16 protein-coding genes are annotated in these 17,347 nt (G+C 40.7%); 12 read left to right on the plus strand and 4 right to left on the minus strand.

Annotated features, from left to right (window positions below; translation table 11 throughout):
* Positions 1-12: 12 nt before the first annotated feature.
* Positions 13-1,479 carry an aldehyde dehydrogenase gene (locus BA724_RS09150; protein ID WP_141719924.1) on the minus strand — a complete coding sequence of 489 codons (1,467 nt, stop codon included), beginning with the start codon at positions 1,477-1,479 and terminating at the stop codon, positions 13-15.
* Positions 1,480-1,719: 240 nt separating this feature from the next.
* Here BA724_RS09150 and BA724_RS09155 point away from each other — a divergent pair, with 240 nt between their 5' ends.
* From BA724_RS09155 to BA724_RS09190, 8 genes are all read left to right on the plus strand, one after another.
* The gene (locus BA724_RS09155) at positions 1,720-2,517 is read left to right on the plus strand and encodes an IclR family transcriptional regulator (RefSeq protein ID WP_141719910.1); all 798 of its coding nucleotides are present in this window, start codon (positions 1,720-1,722) and stop codon (positions 2,515-2,517) included.
* Positions 2,518-2,557: 40 nt separating this feature from the next.
* On the plus strand, positions 2,558-3,490 hold the full coding sequence (locus tag BA724_RS09160; RefSeq protein WP_069938367.1) for an amidohydrolase family protein: 933 nt from the start codon (positions 2,558-2,560) through the stop codon (positions 3,488-3,490).
* A gap of 278 nt (positions 3,491-3,768) precedes the next feature.
* Entirely contained in the window at positions 3,769-5,022 is a 1,254-nt protein-coding gene (locus BA724_RS09165; protein WP_069938368.1) for an aromatic ring-hydroxylating dioxygenase subunit alpha, read from the plus strand.
* A gap of 66 nt (positions 5,023-5,088) precedes the next feature.
* On the plus strand, positions 5,089-5,289 hold the full coding sequence (locus tag BA724_RS18615) for a hypothetical protein (protein ID WP_069938369.1): 201 nt from the start codon (positions 5,089-5,091) through the stop codon (positions 5,287-5,289).
* Positions 5,290-5,305: 16 nt separating this feature from the next.
* Positions 5,306-6,034: a 3,4-dihydroxyphthalate decarboxylase gene (gene phtC / locus BA724_RS09175; protein WP_069938370.1), complete on the plus strand. Its 729-nt coding sequence runs from the start codon at positions 5,306-5,308 to the stop codon at positions 6,032-6,034.
* A 20-nt stretch (positions 6,035-6,054) separates the two neighbouring features.
* On the plus strand, positions 6,055-7,266 hold the full coding sequence (locus tag BA724_RS09180; RefSeq protein ID WP_069938371.1) for a Gfo/Idh/MocA family protein: 1,212 nt from the start codon (positions 6,055-6,057) through the stop codon (positions 7,264-7,266).
* A 26-nt stretch (positions 7,267-7,292) separates the two neighbouring features.
* Positions 7,293-8,306, plus strand: a complete 1,014-nt coding sequence (locus BA724_RS09185) for an NAD(P)/FAD-dependent oxidoreductase (RefSeq protein ID WP_069938372.1) — start codon at positions 7,293-7,295, stop codon at positions 8,304-8,306.
* Positions 8,307-8,338: 32 nt separating this feature from the next.
* On the plus strand, positions 8,339-8,584 hold the full coding sequence (locus BA724_RS09190; protein WP_069938373.1) for a ferredoxin: 246 nt from the start codon (positions 8,339-8,341) through the stop codon (positions 8,582-8,584).
* 727 nt (positions 8,585-9,311) lie between these two features.
* Here the strand turns inward: BA724_RS09190 and BA724_RS09195 are convergent.
* Entirely contained in the window at positions 9,312-9,554 is a 243-nt protein-coding gene (locus BA724_RS09195; RefSeq protein ID WP_069938374.1) for a Rossmann-fold NAD(P)-binding domain-containing protein, read from the minus strand.
* A gap of 258 nt (positions 9,555-9,812) precedes the next feature.
* On the opposite strand from BA724_RS09195, the gene BA724_RS09200 reads away from it, so the two are divergent.
* The 4 genes from BA724_RS09200 to BA724_RS09215 all read left to right on the plus strand — a co-directional run bounded on the left by BA724_RS09200 (position 9,813) and on the right by BA724_RS09215 (position 15,040).
* Positions 9,813-11,093: a Rieske 2Fe-2S domain-containing protein gene (locus BA724_RS09200; RefSeq protein WP_069938375.1), complete on the plus strand. Its 1,281-nt coding sequence runs from the start codon at positions 9,813-9,815 to the stop codon at positions 11,091-11,093.
* Between the two features lie 118 nt (positions 11,094-11,211).
* Entirely contained in the window at positions 11,212-12,306 is a 1,095-nt protein-coding gene (locus tag BA724_RS09205; protein ID WP_069938376.1) for a zinc-dependent alcohol dehydrogenase, read from the plus strand.
* Between the two features lie 167 nt (positions 12,307-12,473).
* Positions 12,474-13,868: a hypothetical protein gene (locus BA724_RS09210; RefSeq protein WP_069938377.1), complete on the plus strand. Its 1,395-nt coding sequence runs from the start codon at positions 12,474-12,476 to the stop codon at positions 13,866-13,868.
* Between the two features lie 278 nt (positions 13,869-14,146).
* Complete coding sequence (locus tag BA724_RS09215; RefSeq protein WP_069938378.1) at positions 14,147-15,040, plus strand: LysR family transcriptional regulator; 894 nt, start codon at positions 14,147-14,149, stop codon at positions 15,038-15,040.
* Positions 15,041-15,329: 289 nt separating this feature from the next.
* Here BA724_RS09215 and BA724_RS09220 read toward each other — a convergent pair whose 3' ends face one another.
* Both BA724_RS09220 and BA724_RS09225 read right to left on the minus strand, forming a co-directional pair.
* A complete protein-coding gene (locus BA724_RS09220) occupies positions 15,330-16,835 on the minus strand; it encodes a tripartite tricarboxylate transporter permease (RefSeq protein ID WP_069938379.1) in 1,506 nt (501 codons plus the stop codon).
* 12 nt (positions 16,836-16,847) lie between these two features.
* Entirely contained in the window at positions 16,848-17,300 is a 453-nt protein-coding gene (locus BA724_RS09225; protein ID WP_069938380.1) for a tripartite tricarboxylate transporter TctB family protein, read from the minus strand.
* Positions 17,301-17,347: the final 47 nt, after the last annotated feature.

Below are 17,347 nucleotides of genomic sequence, written 5' to 3' on the forward strand. Positions count from 1 at the left end.
GATCCCTCTCCTTTACAATTTAATCGTAATGTTTGACAGCTCTGAATAGAAATCAAGGCTGTGCATGCCGCCAGTACGGCCAATTCCGCTGTGCTTCATGCCGCCAAATGGTGTTCGCAAGTCACGAAGGAACCACGTATTTACCCAAACAATTCCGGATTCCACCTGATGGGAAACACGATGCGCCCGGCGCAAATCATTTGTCCAAATGGTCGCACTTAATCCGTAGTGCGTGTCATTCGCCTGGGCAATCACTTCTTCTTCTGTATCAAATGGCAGCACGGTAACAACAGGACCGAAAATTTCTTCTCTTACACATCTTGAATTCCGGTCAAGCCCTGTGACAATCGTCGGCTCCAGGAAATAGCCTTTGTCCAGGTGTTCCGGACGGCCTCCGCCAGTTAAAATATCTGCACCGTCTGCACGGGCAATATCAATATAGCTGTTAACACGGTCATAATGCTCTTTCCCGACAAGGGCTCCAACATTTGTATCTGCTTCTAATGGAAGACCAACTTTTAATTTTTTCGTTTCTGCTGTGAATTTCTCAAGGAATTTTTCATATGCCGGACGCTCCACATAAATACGGGAACCGCATAAGCATACTTCACCCTGATTAATAAAGCTTGATCGTATCGTTGTTTCAATTACTTCATCCAGATCTGCATCCGCAAAAATAATATTCGGATTTTTCCCGCCAAGTTCAAAAGAAAGCTTTTTCAGTGAATCAGCTGATGCTTTCATAATAGCCGACCCTGTGCCTGGTTCCCCAATAAACGAAATGGCGTCCACATCAGGATGCTCTGAAATCGCGCCGCCTGCTGAATTTGGACCGAAACCGTGAACAAGATTGACCACGCCGTCAGGCACGCCAGCTTCTTTACAAATTTCCATTAACACAGTGGCCGTCATCGGTGTCCATTCAGCCGGTTTAATGACTGCTGTATTTCCCATTCCGAGGCATGGTGCCAGTTTCCATGTCAAAAGAAGAAGCGGAAGGTTCCACGGTTTAATAATGCCAACAACACCAACCGGGCGGCGGTACGAATAATGGATTGCCTGGTCGTCCTGCTGCTGTGCTTCGTTGCTCACTGAAGTAATATAGTCAGCAAAAAAATGAAAATTATATGCTGCACGCGGCACGTCGATTTTCTTAGCGAGAGAAAGAGGCTTTCCTGTGTCATACGATTCTAAATAGGCAAGCTCATCCTGGCGTTCTAAAATTAAATCACCGATGCGGCGCAAAATTTTTGAACGCTCTGTCAGCGTCATTTTTTTCCAAGGTCCGTTAAGTGCCCGGCGTGCTGCAGCAACTGCTAGATCCACTTCTTCTTTCCCGCCTTCTGCCACTGTACCGAGTACTTCTTCTGTCGCGGGATCAATATTTTCAAACGTTTTTTTATTAAGGGATTCTGTAAATTGTCCGTTAATAAAATGCAGACAGTTGATTGGCTCTGTTATCGGTGCATTTTTTGTCAATTCTTGATTTTTCACTTGTGATGTTGACACGTTATCCCATCCTTTACGTAAGTTTTTTCGTTTCTGGTTAAAAGGTTAAAGAATAAATCCACGCTATTCAACAGCGTTGTTCTTCTATACGCAACAAAAAAATAAAAATATAAAATATTCAGTATTTTCTTTTCAGTATCCGATCAATCTGCTATATTTTCACCAATAACTATCTAGTAATTGCTGGATATGAAACTGGGAGGTGGAAAAATGAGCGATGATCAATTACTTTCATCTGTTAAAAATGCCCTTCGCATTTTAAGAAGCTTTTCGATGGAAGAACCCGAGAAAAAAGTTAATGACCTGGCTGAATCGCTCGGAATGAATAAAAGTACAGTCAGCCGCATGATGGCGACTCTGGCCAGTGAGAATTTTGTTTACAAAGATCAAAAAACAAAAAAATATCGATTGGGCGTTTCGGCTCTAGCATTAAGCGGCATTGCCGGCAGCCAGCTTGATATTTCACGTGAAGCGCAATCCATTTTAAAGACACTTGTTGAAACAATGGAGGAAACAGTACATCTATCTGTTTTGGATCAATTGGACGTTATGTATATTGAAAAAGTGGAGTGCCAGCAGCCCGTGCGTGTATTAACGTATGTGGGGAGCCGCAATCCAATCTATTGTACAAGCGCAGGGAAAGTGATCCTGGCGAATTCAGAGAAACAACTCACAGAAAAAGTAATTGGGAGAGGGTTAAAAGCATTTACGGAGCACACCATTACAAATCCAGGTGATTTAATTGAACACCTTGAACAAATTCGTGAAACGGGTTATGCCTATAGCATTGAAGAGCTTCAAGAAGGGGTAACATCTGTTGCAGCTCCAGTATTCGATCATACAGGCAATGTCATAGCAGCGTTGTCAGTCGTTGGGCCGAAACAGCGTATTCAGCCTCATAGAATACCGATTTTCGCCAAAAGCATTACCGTTGCTGCAAAAGAAATATCAGCACAAATGGGCTATGAGGAAACTATGAATGAAATAGTAGAAAAATATTTTTTGTGAAAATAAGTACTGTCAATAGACGAAAGAGGAGAGATTTAATATGCATGATTTTCATACACATTTTATTCCAGAAGAAGTATTAACTTGGCTTAAAGAACAAAAAAATAGCGTTGGAGCGGAATGGTCCAATTTAAATCATAACAAAACGTTTCTAACTGTGAATGGAAAATGGGGATTTGAATTGAAGGATTCTTTTACGGATTACCAGAGGTACAAAGAGGAACAGGAAAAAGCTGGTGTCACGCATCCTGTCATCTCTCCTGTTCCGCAGCTTTTTCTTTATGAACTTCCAACGGACGTGACGAAAGAGTTAGTGACCGTATATAATCAGTCGCTTGCAGAGCTTGTTCATGCAAACAAAGGTGAGCTGTCTGCTTTTGCGACGGTGTCTCTTTCCAGCCCGGAACTGGCAGCTGCTCAATTGAGAGAGGCTATGCGGAACGGTTTGAAAGGCGCGATTATTGGACCAAACGCTGAAGGGCGCATGCTGACGGATCCATATTTTTATTCGTTCTTTGAAGAAGCAGACCGGCTTCAGGCCATCCTTTTTATTCATCCGCTTCTTTGCGAAGACCCACGTCTTAAAAAGAGAAAAATGCCGAATTTGATTGGAGTTCCATGGGAAACAACGATTTGTGCAACGGATTTACTTCTTGGAGGAATGCTGGATAAATATCCAAAGATTAAATTTTTATTGGCTCACGGGGGCGGTTTTTTACCGTATCAGATTGGTCGTCTGAATAAAGGGTATATGCAATGGCCGGATGTATCTAGTGTTTTAGAGGAAGCACCAGAAGAATATTTGAAACGTTTTTGGTTTGATTCTGTTCTTTGGCATCCCCAGGCGCTGGAGTTTCTCCTTCAAACAGTGGGCGAAGAGCGGGTTGTTCCAGGATCTGATTTTCCATTTGATCTATGCGTATGGCCGCCGGAATCAAGTGCAACGAAAGGGTCCGATTTCCTTATTCGTTAAGATTCAGAACAAATTTGGCTGCCGCTTAGTAATGAAAAAATAGTAATTTAAAAAATAATGCAATGTGTTGCTTATAGCAGAACAGCGTGGTTGTATAGAAAACACTTACTATTTAGAATGGGAATTACAAAAAATAAAACAGAGGTGATTCATCAGGACCTAGCAGCTAATAATTTTCAATATTCAATAAACCGGAAGCGTATACAGATGCGGTTAATGAAAAGAAAACGATTTTGCTGAATATTTTTAACTACTTAACTTAAAGGAGAGATGACACGATGTTAAGCAAAGAACAAAACGAAGCCTTAACTGAAGTTGGAGCCGGAAAGCCAATGGGGGAGCTATTAAGAAGATATTGGCACCCTATTGCGATTAGTGCTGATGTGGAAAAAATTGGAACGATCAAGAAAGTGAAAATTCTTGATGAAGCACTGGTTTTATACCGCGATAAATCGAATAATCTTGGCTTGGTCGCTGATCGTTGTGCCCACCGCGGGGTATCCCTTGAATATGCCATTCCGGATGAGTGTGGTTTACGCTGTCAATATCATGGCTGGTTATATGACCAAACTGGGCAATGTGTTGAACAGCCAAATGAGCCGGAAGACAGCACGTTTAAAAAACGAATCAAGATTTCAGGTTATGAAGTAAAAGAACTGGGCGGGCTGGTTTTTGCTTACATGGGTCCTGCACCTGCACCAGAACTGCCAAATTGGGATTTATTTGTTCAGGACAACGTGATTCGCACGATTGGATATGCCGAGATACCGTGCAACTGGGTGCAAATTATGGAAAATTCGCTTGATCCGACACATTTAGAGTGGCTGCATGGACATTACTTCGAACATGTATTTGAACAGCAAGGCCGTCCACAGAATGAATGGCCGATCACAAAGCGCCATCTGAAAATTGGGTTTGATGAATTTGAATATGGAATTATTAAACGCCGCGTGTTAGAAGGGCAAACAGAAGAAAATGAAGATTGGGCAGTCGGCCACCCGATTGTTTTTCCAAATTACTTGAGAGTTGGAGATAGCGGAGCGCACTCTTTCCAAATTCGGGTACCAATCGATGATACACATACATTACATTTTTGGTATACATGTTTTGTGCCGGCTGAAGGCATTAAAATCCCTGAAAACTATCCTATTTCATCCTATGAATGCCCAATTTATGATGAAAACGGAAAATTTGTAACAGACTATATCGATGGACAGGACATGATGGCCTGGATTACACAAGGTCCTGTTGCAGATCGATCTGTGGAACGGCTTGGAACATCTGATAAAGGGATTATTATGTATCGACAAATGCTGAAACGCGAATTGAAGAAAATGCAAAATGGGGAAGATCCAAAGTGTACAATTCGGGATCCGCAGCAAAATCAGAACATTGAACTTCCACAGGAAGAAGACAAATTTAGTGAGGGCGGGTTGCTGTCAGGGGTAGCTGTTCATTGGAATACACGCTATGCACCAAACCTAATTGAGATTATTGATATTTGCAAAGGCGAACCGGTTTCTTCTAAATAGTTCATAAAAAACAGTCCTTCTATAAGGAGGAGGGCTGTTTGTCCCCTTATTGAGGAGGTTTTTAAAATGGCGGAGAAGACAAATTACGAAATTAAATTGAAATACTGTCCCAATTGCGGGGAGTCGTTATTGAAAACGGGCAGTCTTTTGAATGAATATTGGATCTCTGAAGATACAGCGTACTTTTGCTGGTGTGGAGATTGTTCATGGAGAGGCGAAATTATCGAAGTAAAACGTGTAATCGCTCCAGAATTAGTTACATCATAAAAAAAGGTGTGATAGGATGAATGACTCATTGGAAGAACTCAGGGAGAAAGTAGCGCTATCTTGTAGAATTTTAGCAATGGAAGGGCTGGTTGATGAAACATTAGGCCATGTCAGCGCCCGTATTCCTGGAACAGATGAAATGTTTATACGCTGTCGTGGCGAATCGGAAAAAGGGGTTAGATATACGACGATTGACGCAATAAGACGAGTAGATTTCGATGGTCATGGAGAAGATTTACAGGGCATGTATCATGTCCCGAAAGAACTTTCCATCCATGGTGAAATCATGAAATCGCGTTCTGACGTTGGCTGTGTTATTCATGCCCATCCACCGGCGACGTTAATTTGTGGCATTACCGATCTGAAATTCCGGCCGATTTTTGGTGCCTTTAATATACCGGCAATGCGTATGGCTCTGGAAGGTGTTCCTATTTTCCCGAGATCGTATTTAGTAACCAGACCAGAACTGGCAGCTCCTATGATTGAAAAAATGGGAAACAAAGATATCTGTTTAATGAAAGGGCATGGAATTACAGCGACGGGTGCAACGGTTGAAGAAGCAACGATCAATGCACTGAATTTCAATACACTTGCCAAAGTGACACTGGAAGTAGAAAAAACAGGAAGAGAAGCTCCTTCCATTTCAGAGGAAGACATTGCGGAATTGCCTGATTTGGGAACGAAATTTAACGCCAAATGGGTTTGGCAATATTATGTGGAAAAATTAAAAGAACAAGAAAAATAAAGAAAAAAAGGGGGAGGAGTATGGCTTCCAAAAAACAAAGTATAAATATTGGAATTGTCGGGTTGGGGATTGCAGGGGCATCGATGATACCGGCAATAATAGCACATCCACATGTGAACCTGGCTGCAGCAGCGACGAGAAATCAAGAACGTCTTGATAAGTTTGCAAACGATTATCATGCAAAAACGTACTATACCATTGATGAATTATGCCGGGATCCAGAGATAGATGCTGTTTATATTGCCACGCCGACAGAACTGCATACAGAACATGTCCGCATTGCCGCTGAGGCAAAAAAACATATTATTGTTGAAAAACCGTTAGCTGTTTCTTTAGAAGATGCCGAGAGCATGATCGAACTTGCTGAAAAAAACGGTGTTCATCTTATCGTAGGCCATTCTCACAGCTTTGAGCCGCCTATTCAAAAAATGAAGGAAATCATCGACAGCGGTAAATTGGGAAGAGTCTTGATGATTCACAATTGGTATTACAACGATTGGATTTATCGCCCGAGAACGCCGGAAGAATTGAAAACGGATCTTGGCGGCGGGGTTACTTATCGTCAGGGATCACATCAATTTGACATTATACGGCTATTAGGTGGAGGAGAAGTAAGAAGTATTCGGGCTGCCACAGCCATTTCAGATCCTGAAAGGCCGACAGAGGGGAACCATTCCGTCTTTTTAGAATTTGAAAACGGCATTGCAGCGACGGCTGTATATAATGGCTACGATCATTTTCATACGACTGAGTTAACATTTAATATTGGTGAGGGCGGACCTCTTTCAAACTCAGGTGTTTATGCGCAAGCCCGCAGAACAATAAAAGCAACGAACTCTCCTCAAGATGAGGTGGCATTAAAGGTTGAGGCAGGGTATGGAGGGAGCCGGTCCAAAAATTATCAAGAGGCTGAAAAACATCATCCTTTTTTTGGTTTAACCATTGTGAGCTGTGAAAAGGGTGATATCCGGCAAAGCCCAGATGGATTAATCGTTTATGGAGAAGAAGAAAAATATACCGTTCAAATTCCAATGGAAGAGACCGGACGGATTAACGTTATCAATGAAATTTATAAAGCTGTCATTAAAGGCGTAAAACCGATTCATGATGGCCGTTGGGCAAGAGCAAACTTAGAGGTATGTATAAAAGCGATTCAATCCTCAAAAGAAAGAAAAGAATTATATTTGAATTATCAGGTCCCGGTCAAAGAGCCAGTTGAGAATAACATATGATTTTTAATGAGCAGAGGTGAAATGAGATGGAAGAAAAGGTTTTTGATATAACCATTATTGGCGGCGGACCGGTCGGATTGTTTACCGCATTTTACGCAGGCATGAGGCAGGCATCAGTGAAAATCATTGAGAGCCTGCCCCAGCTTGGGGGACAGCTTTCTGCTTTATATCCGGAAAAGTTTATTTATGATATCGCCGGGTTCCCAAAAGTGCGGGCCCAGGAGCTGATTGATAATTTGGTCGAGCAGATGAATCTGTTTCAAGACAATACGACGCTTTGTCTTGGCCAGTCTGTCCAGCATATTGAGAAACAGGATGGTATTTTTACGATCAGAACCGAGAATGAAACCCACTATTCAAAAGTGATCATCATCACGGCCGGCAATGGCGCCTTTCAAGCGAGAAAGCTGCCGATCGACGTATCAGAAATGCATGAAAAGGCCAATGTCCACTATTTTGTCAATGATCTAAGCCGGTTCGCCGGGAAAAAGGTCGTCGTGTTTGGCGGCGGTGATTCCGCAGTGGACTGGGCGCTGATGCTTGAGCCGATCGCTGAAAAAGTGACCCTTGTCCACCGGCGCGACAAGTTCCGTGCTCACGAGCACAGCGTCACCCTGCTGAAGGAGTCCCGTGTGGAGATTGTCACCCCTTATGTTCCTGTTCAATTACTGGGTGAGCAGTCTGTTGAAACAGTAGTGCTAGAAGAAGTGAAAGGGGCAGGGAGAAAAGAGATAGATGTGGATGACGTGCTGGTCAACTACGGGTTTGTGTCTTCACTGGGTCCGATTAAAGGATGGGATCTGGCCATTGAAAGCAATTCGATCGTCGTTAACTCGAGAATGGAAACGAATATCGAAGGCATTTATGCGGCAGGGGACATTTGTACGTATGACGGCAAAATCAAGTTGATTGCGACCGGCTTTGGCGAGGCAGCGACGGCGGTAAGCAATGCGAAGGTGTACATCGAGCCTTCCGCGAAAGTGCAGCCGCTTCACAGCACGAGTTTAATGGAAAAGAAAGAAACGAAGGTAGTAACGTAACTTTTTTAATCATGATTCAGGAGGGGTTCTAGATGACAAAATTCACATGGGTGGATCAGGAAACCTGTATTGCCTGCGGCGCTTGCGGGGCGGCTGCCCCGGACATTTTTGATTATAACGATGAAGGAATAGCATACGTTATATTGGACGGAAATCAGGGGAATTGTGAAGTGCGGGATGAGTTATCGGATGAGTTAGAAGATGCTTCGGAAGGCTGCCCAACAGAATCAATTAAAGTTTCAGACCATGCATTTACAGAAGGAATGAAAATCAGTTAAAAGAATTTTAATGAATTTTAAAATAGATTAACACGACTCCAAATTGGTCCTTCTATTATAGCACCGATCAAACTACTCCTGTTCTAATCGGTGCTAATAGAGGACTAGCTTGGAGAATTATAAGTCGTCAAAAAACACGAAGAGAAACTTTGCTCTTCGTGTTTCTTCAATTTATTATAATTTTTTATCATTATGAATGAGAAGCAGTGGAACTACAAATCAAGGATACTAGGATCACGCTTAATGCTGAACGTTCATGATTTTTCAGCAAATTTATCAATTGGCTTATTTAGAAGTTGATAAAATTTTTTAAAAAAATTTAAGTTTCTTCATCGTTAAAAACCGCTCATAAACTCAAATTGCTTTCTTTATCGACCTCTGACCTCTTTAACCATGAAATCACGGACTTCGGCATTGTTCCATAGGTTTGTCATACGGACATCTCCTCGATCAGTCTTTTTTCCACGGTTTGTGCGGAAGAAAGACTGATCGACGGGACGTTTTATCAATATTCAATATTGGCCGGTCGCTAAAGGCTGTCTATCGGACAACAACAGAGCGTTAAAAACATCAAAACAAATAAATGACAAAACATCTTATGATTGAATTCAGTACGACGTTAACTGGTTTGACAAGCTTATTCATTCACAGAATACTAGGCTAAGCAATTACATATAAATGATTGCTCCTTTAGTCCTTCTATTTCTTTAAATAGAAGCAGAATGACCTACCAGACTTGTGCTACTTGAGACAATTCAGCAGCCTCCCAAACTGGCAAAACGGTGAATCCGTCCTGTTCTGCCAGCCCCCAATTTTCATCACCAATACGAAGACCGATAACTACATTGATGCCATGATTTCGAAGGAAATTCGCCCTTTGCTGCCCCCCGTTATCTTGATAACCGAGAATCGCCACGGTTTTGTTGCTATAGCACTTTAGTATTAATTGTTCAAATTCTTTATCATTCATGAATATGCCCCTTCTTTCTAATAAACTTGGAAAATCCCGAAAAAATATTCTAAATTTTCTTTTTATTATATTCGTGAATTTGCTGCCAAGCAAATTGATGATTTTAATTTACCCCATTAAAAATATTGATAGCATTTTTGAAGCGATCAGACCTATTAAAGTTTCCTATAAGTCAGATAAAAAGAATCAATTTGAAAACGCTTTATTTTTATATGAGAATGGTAGTAGAACATCATTAAAGCGGGGAGGAACAAATATATGTTATCAATTAACGACAATAAATTACTGACAAACACGGGTCCTGGAACAACAATGGGAAATCTTCTTAGACAATATTGGATTCCAGCATTCTTAGCTGAGGAACTTCCGCATCCAGATTGTCCTCCGGTACGAGTCAAACTTTTGGGTGAGGAATTAATTGGTTTCCGCAATACAAATGGAGAGGTTGGTTTAGTTGATGAATTTTGCCCTCATCGTAAAGTCTCTCTCTTTTATGGCCGTAACGAAGATTGTGGCCTTCGATGTGCATACCATGGCTGGAAATTTGACACTGCTGGAAACTGTGTAGATTTACCTTCGGAGCCTGCAGAAAGTAAGTTTAAGGAGAAAGTAAAAATTAAGTCCTATCCATGTGAAGAACGTGGCGGTGTTATTTGGACATATATGGGTCCGGCTGAGTCCAAACCTGAACTTCCTGAACAAGAGTGGATGCTCGTTTCTGATAGCCAACGACATCTCTCAAAGAAAGTACAAGAATGCAACTTCTTTCAAGCATTAGAAGGTGGAATTGATTCGAGCCACGTGTCGATTCTGCACTCCGGTTCGGTAGGAGCTTTAGGCGTTTCTCAAAAAAGCAACAGTACCGCTTTATTAGCAAAAGATACAGCACCACGATTCGAAGTTGTCGATACAGATTATGGGCTGTTGATCGGTGCAAGAAGAGAAGCGGATGAAGATAACTTTTATTGGAGAATTACACAGTTTTTAATGCCTTGGTATACAATGATCCCGCCATTTGGTGGCGCTCCAAGAGGCGGCCACGCTTGGGTGCCAATTGATGATGAAAATTGCTGGGTATGGAGCTGGAGCTGGACACCAGATCGCGATTTAACCGAAGAAGAAGTGGCACAGATGAAAACAGGGGCAGGAATTCACCCGTCACTAATACCCGGTACATTCCGGACGAAGGCCAATAAAGAAAATGACTTCCTTATTGATCGAGAGATGCAAAGAAGAGGGGAATCGTTTGCTGGAATTTTTGGTGTTGGAATGGAGGATCATGCTGTTCAAGTAAGTGCAGGAGCTATTGTTGATCGTTCACAAGAGAAGTTAGGAACCAGTGATACGGCTATTATAAAAGCAAGACAATGTTTATTAAAAGCAGTAAAGATTCTTGAAGAGGGCAAAAGGCTGCCTGCCCTGGATCCTAGCACTCATCGAATTCGTTCCGCTTCTGTGTTATTACCTAAAGGAGTGCCGTTCCAAGAAGGCGCGAAAGAAGCATTGCAGCTCGCTGAAAAAGACTTTGAAGCAGTTTAATTGTGAAATTTGAAAATCAGTCGCTGCCTTGCGACTTTAAGAGAATGCATGTTACAGGGATTCCGTTTAATTATTATAAAAACTGTATAACTATTACTTTTTATTGAGGTGGATTTTTATGGGGGAAACAGCATTAGCTGCGGTAGCAACAGATACAAAACTTACAGAAATTAAAGAAGTTCTTTTACCGGATATTAAAGAAGATACAGGCATCTTAAAAGTAGAGATTGTTGGCGTCTGTGGGACCGATGTTTCTTATTATAATGATTTAAAAGAACCAATGATTTTAGGCCATCATGTAGTGGGTCATATTCACAAAATTGGTGAAGAAGCTTCCAAAAGATGGGGAGTCAAAGAAGGTGATCGAATTGTCATGGAAGAGTATATTCCTTGCGGTCAATGTGAGCTGTGCCGGACAGGGCTATATAGATTATGTCCCAATACGAATCCAAAAGTTGACGGGATAAGATATGGTGCCACACCTATTGCAACGGAACCTTCTCTGTATGGCGGTTTTAGTCAATACATGTATTTACATCCGAATGCTGTTCTCCATAAGCTTCCTTCACATGTACTGGCGGTCGAAGCTGCATTAACTTTGCCATTATCGAATGGTTTTGAATGGATGAGAATTATTGGTGGCGTAGGTCCTGGAGATGTCGTTGTTATACAAGGACCAGGACAGCAGGGACTGGCCTGTGCTTTAGCAGCAAAAGCAGCTGGAGCTGAAACGGTGATTATGACTGGCCGAAACAGCAGCCAAGAGCGCCTGAGATTGGCACTGGAATTGGGCGCTGATTATTCAGTTAATGTGAGTTCAGAGGATCTGATCGAAAGAGTACGGCAAATCACAAACGGCAAAATGGCTGATCTCGTCATTGATGTAACGAGTGGTGGAACAGAGCCTGTTGTCTCGTCATTGGCAGTCGTAAAAACGGGCGGGATGGTTTTACTAGGAGCGCTAAAGAACCGAAAATTTGATGATTTCGACTTGGATGTCATTTACAATAAAAGTTTAACGATTAAAGGCGTCCGTGGACATAGTTATAAATCCGTTCAAATGGCAGTAGAATTCATCTCCTCGGGCAAATTCCCGCTTAGTAGGATGAACTCACATAATTATAAATTAAGTGAAACGGACTTAGCATTAAGAACGGCGGCAGGAGAGGTTGATCCTTTGCGGTTATTGGTTACCGTCTCTCCATGGTTATAAACCATACCCAAAAAAGCTCCTTTTAGTTAAGGAGCTTTTCTGGTTTCATGCGAGTAGATGAAATGACGGTTTACCTATAGACAGTTTTGATTTAACGCATAACAGCTTGGTGAAATTTAAATGAAAGGTCTTTAGGAAATCAATATATTTCCTTTTAGGATGACTTGATGAAAATACAACAATTCTTTTTTTGTGCTAGATCAAGTATTTTTACACTTGCTGTATTGCTCTTTCTTGTCTTTCAATTAATGCCGTTTAAAGGATTAGACTTTATTTTATCAGTCGTTTCCATATTGGCTATTGCTTTATCCCTTTCATCATGTAAGTTATTTACCCGGCTGATGTCAATTGTGTTTTTAACTTTAGGGACATGGATGGTTTGGAATAAAGACTTTTCTTTTGTTTCCTATATAAAGCTCTATGGTGATATGCTCTATTTACTTTCTCTGTTTTTGATCGTTCCCTTATTATCTATACCGATACAGGTTGGAGAGTATAGGAAGGTTTTTGAACAACTGTTTCAGAAGAGAGTAAAATCAATTTCTCAATTTTACCGCATTATTACGGGTTTATCTTATTTTCTGGGCAGTTTTTTGAATTTAGCGGCAATTCCTATTGTCCACTCAAGTGTAAAATCTGCTGTGGATGTCCAGCAAATCGATGAACCAAAGCGCTTTTTAGCCAGCAGCATCATTCAAGGGTACTCATTACCCAATATGTGGACCCCTTTATCAGGAGTGGTAGGCGCTGTTCTTTATGTAACAGATGTCTCCTGGATATATATTTTCCCAACTTTATTTCTCATCAGTTTAGTCACACTCATCTTTAATTGGACTCTTTTTAGCATCATTGAGCATAAAAAATCTGGTCGTGTAAAACAAGAAACAGCTGTAACCGCTGAACACACGCTGCCCGATTCCCATCCTCTCTTTTTTCGTAAGATGCTCCAAACGCTGCTGGCGATTATATTGCTATTACTGCTGATCGTCGGGGTTGATGCTGTCTTTTCATTAGGTTTAACTGTGAGCGTTACCCTGATAACGCTCCCCTTTGCTTGGCTGTGGTGTCTTACATTAAGGAAAGGTCAGGCCTTTATGCCAATGATAAAACAGCATTTTACACATAAAGTAGGGGAGATGAGTGAATCCTTTGCTATTTTTCTAAGCGCCGGTTTTTTTGTGCAGGCTCTGCAGTATTCTGGAAATGATCGTTTCGTTAATCAATTATTTGTTCAATTCAGCGAACTTGTTGGCGTTCACTTTTTTTTATTTTTGATCCCCTATATTACACTGTTATTGGCCTATTTAGGCATGCATCCAATTGTTGTCGTCACTTTACTGGCCCAATCACTAGCACCTGATATTTTAGGTGTTCCACCTGAACAATTGGCTATTGCTTTTCTAGGTGGGGCTGTCATGACGTTTTATATGGGTCCATTCAGTGGAACTCTTGGACTCATGTCTTCTATTATTGATGTCGCCCCTTTGCGTATTTCCAGATGGAGTCTAGTACAGGTAATAGGCTTTTCGTTTATTCTAACGGCTGCTTTTTGGCTGGGTTAATGAAGCTTTCTAATAAGTTAGATTCGTTTATCTCAAGCAGCCCAGGCTATTTTGCAGCCTGGGCTGCTTTCATGTGTTTTCAGCCATTTTCTGATCAAACTAATACATTTGATCAAAGGAAATATTATTTTATAAAAGAACTTAGGATTTTACATAAAAAATTTTGAATATTTTAAAAAATAAATACATTTACATGAAAATGGATGGAACATTGGTCATTAATATATTAAAATTGTTAATAGGTTAATGTTACCACCGATAAGAAAGGATAGAAGACGATGGAATTAAAAAATATTGAAGCATTCTTGATGGTGGTAGAAAAAGGGAGCTTTTCAGCCGCAGCCGCAGCCTTATATATTAGCCAGCCTACTATCAGTGTTCGAATTCAACAACTAGAAAGACATTTAAATTGTTCATTATTTGAAAGAGAAAATGGAAAAAAAACAGTATTAACGCATTCTGGTAAACGAGTTTATCAATATTTTTATGAAGCGCATCAGCTTATAGAGAAGGCGCAAGATATTCTTAAAGAAGAACCTGTCCATTCAAAAAAAATAAAGATATCTTGTATGAATCATATGGGTGTAGAAATAATGCCGGAATTACTAAAGATTTTATATGACTGTTTCCCTGGATTTGAATTTCCAGTTGAGATTAAATCCACCGAGCAAATGACGGACGATATCGGTATAGGGGATATAGATATGGGATTTGCTTACGTACAACCAAAAGAAATCCATCCAGATCTTTCGGTCATTAAAATTGCCAGCGAGCAAAATATTCTTGTTTGTGCACCAGACCATCCTCTTACCAAAACAGATAAAATTGTTCCGTCAGATTTGGAAAATGAGCGTATTATTGTGTATAATCGTGAGTTTGTTACGACTAAAACCATAAGCGAATTCCTTGAAAAGAATCGGTTAAAAGAATATAAAGAAGTGGAAATTAATAATGTGGGATGGCTAAAAATGATGGTTCGAAAAGGGTTAGGAGTGGCTTTTTTACAAGAGATGATCGTACAAGAAGAACTTAGAAATGGAACACTAAAAAAAGTTCCTCTTAGCAAATCTATTCCACCTACTTCGATTTACTTATATTTACATGCTGAGTTATCTCAAAATATAAAAGAAACCATTATTCAAACCTCTAAAAGGATTTTTTCTCAAATTTAATGCTACGCCTTTGAAAGTCTTATGGTATATCACTACTGTTAACGAAAGAAAAAGAGATAACATCGAAAAAGTGATCCGTACTTTACGGCTTCTTCTTTGTCGCTTAACCAGATTAGTAGTGGAGAAAAGCCAGCTAAAATGGCAGAAAAAGCACACTATGGTTTATGCAGTCACAAAACTTGTGATCTCTAAGTTTTTTTATTAAAGCTGATTGCGCAAAAAAGCAGCCTTTCCCTGGATGAAAGGCTGCTTTTCTATTCCTAATTAATAGGAAGAGATAAGATTACTTCTATACTTCAACGTCACTTGCTAAGTACGCCCTTTTTTTCTTCAGTGCACTAAAAATGCTTAAGATTAAAATAAGGATACATAAAACACTTAAAGTCCCAGATATTGGTCTTAAGAATAAAAAGAGTAAACCATTTTCAGAGATTGCAAGAGATTGGATCAAAGAAGTTTCAAGTTGAGCCCCTAATACAAAAGTCAACACCGTGGCAGCAATTGGAAAGTCAAATTTTTTCATAAAGTACCCTATGACCCCAAATAGAACCATCATGCCAACGTCCCATAAACTATTATTAATCGTATATGTCCCTACACAACAAACCAATAATAAAATCGGAAAGAGCAATTGATATGGAATTAAAGCAACCTTTGCCCATACACCTGCCAATGGCAAGTTAAAGATTAGAAGAACAACGTTTCCGATAAACATACTTGCAATTATAGCCCATATAAAATCAGGATTACTCGTAAAAAGAGCAGGGCCAGGCGTTAGACCATGTACGATAAACGCTCCCAAGATGACCGCAATTGTAGGAGAGCTTGGAAGCCCTAGAGTAAATAGGGGAATGAGGGAAGCGCCGCTGTGAGCATTATTTGCTGTTTCTGGACCAGCTACTCCTTCAATCGCCCCTTTACCGAAACGAGAAGGATCCTTTGCCCGCTTTTTTTCTAGTGAATAAGACATTAGAGACGAAATAGCAGCATTGGATCCAGGAATAAGGCCAATCAGGAAACCTAAAATCGTTCCTCTACCAATTGACATAGAAGTAGGCAGCCATTCTTCTTTTTTAGGAAAAAGTCCTTGGATTTTTGCAGGTTTCTCCATGTTTGTCGGGTTTCCAGCATTTGATAAGATCTCAGAAATCCCGAAAAGCCCGATTGCCAAAACTGTAAAATCAATTCCTCCAAGCAGTTCCTGCTGGCCAAAGGTAAAACGAATTGCTCCTGATGCCGGGTCCATGCCTATTAGTGATAATGTGAGTCCAAATATTGCAGCGATTAATCCTCTAACTAAGGATTTTCCCATTAATCCAACTAATGTAAGCAAACCAAGCAGCATGAGTGTGAAATACTCTGGAGGACCAAACCTGGTTCCGAACTCGGCTAAAACGGGCCCTAAAAACGTTAACCCAAGGACAGCCACTATGCCGCCTATAAAAGAGCCGATCGCAGCCACGCCAAGGGCCGTTCCTGCTCGTCCCTGTTTGGCTAACTGATGTCCGTCAATACAGGTGATAACCGATGCGGATTCTCCGGGAGTATTAATTAAAACGGAGGTAATAGTCCCTCCATACATAGAACCATAATAAATGCCTGAAAGCATAATGATCGCTGTTACTGGTTCCATGCCAAACGTAACGGGTATCAGCAAAGCAGTTCCGGATACAGGACCTAATCCGGGCAATATCCCTACAAGCATACCAATAGACACGCCAATTACACAATAGATTATATTCGTTAAGGTAAGCGCACTTTCAAATCCATGTAAAAGCAAAGATAGTGATTCCATTACAGCTCCTCCTTACCAGCCAAATTCATTTACAGGCAATGTGACACTTAAAACCTTAGCGAAAATCCAAAATAAAAAAAGCGAGGCTCCTACGGAAATACCAATGTTAAGGTGCCAGCGGTAATAGCGAAAGAGTAAAGCAAATAAGAAAATGGTGCTGGATAAGACAAATCCTAATAGGGGAACCACACCAAGATAAATTAACATACTAGCTAAAATAAATACGATGTTTTTTAATTCTGTTCCTCTGGGCATTGGCTCACTTTCAGATTCTTCCGACTTAAAAGTAGTATAGATATAACACAAAGAAAGAATAACCAACATTCCGGATAGCCAAAGCGGGAAAAATCCTGGTCCCAGTCCATCTGCTCCCGAATAAGACAATGTAAGTGATTGGATAAAGAAAATGATGGAAAAAATCAAAAAAGCTAAGCCGAACCAAACCCCTGCCTTCCATGTCTTCATCTGATCCCACTTCCTTTTCAAAGTATAATCTAGGTATAGTTTTTTTC

It is taken from the genome of Domibacillus iocasae (genome assembly GCF_001750285.1).
GTDB lineage: Bacteria > Bacillota > Bacilli > Bacillales > Domibacillaceae > Domibacillus > Domibacillus iocasae.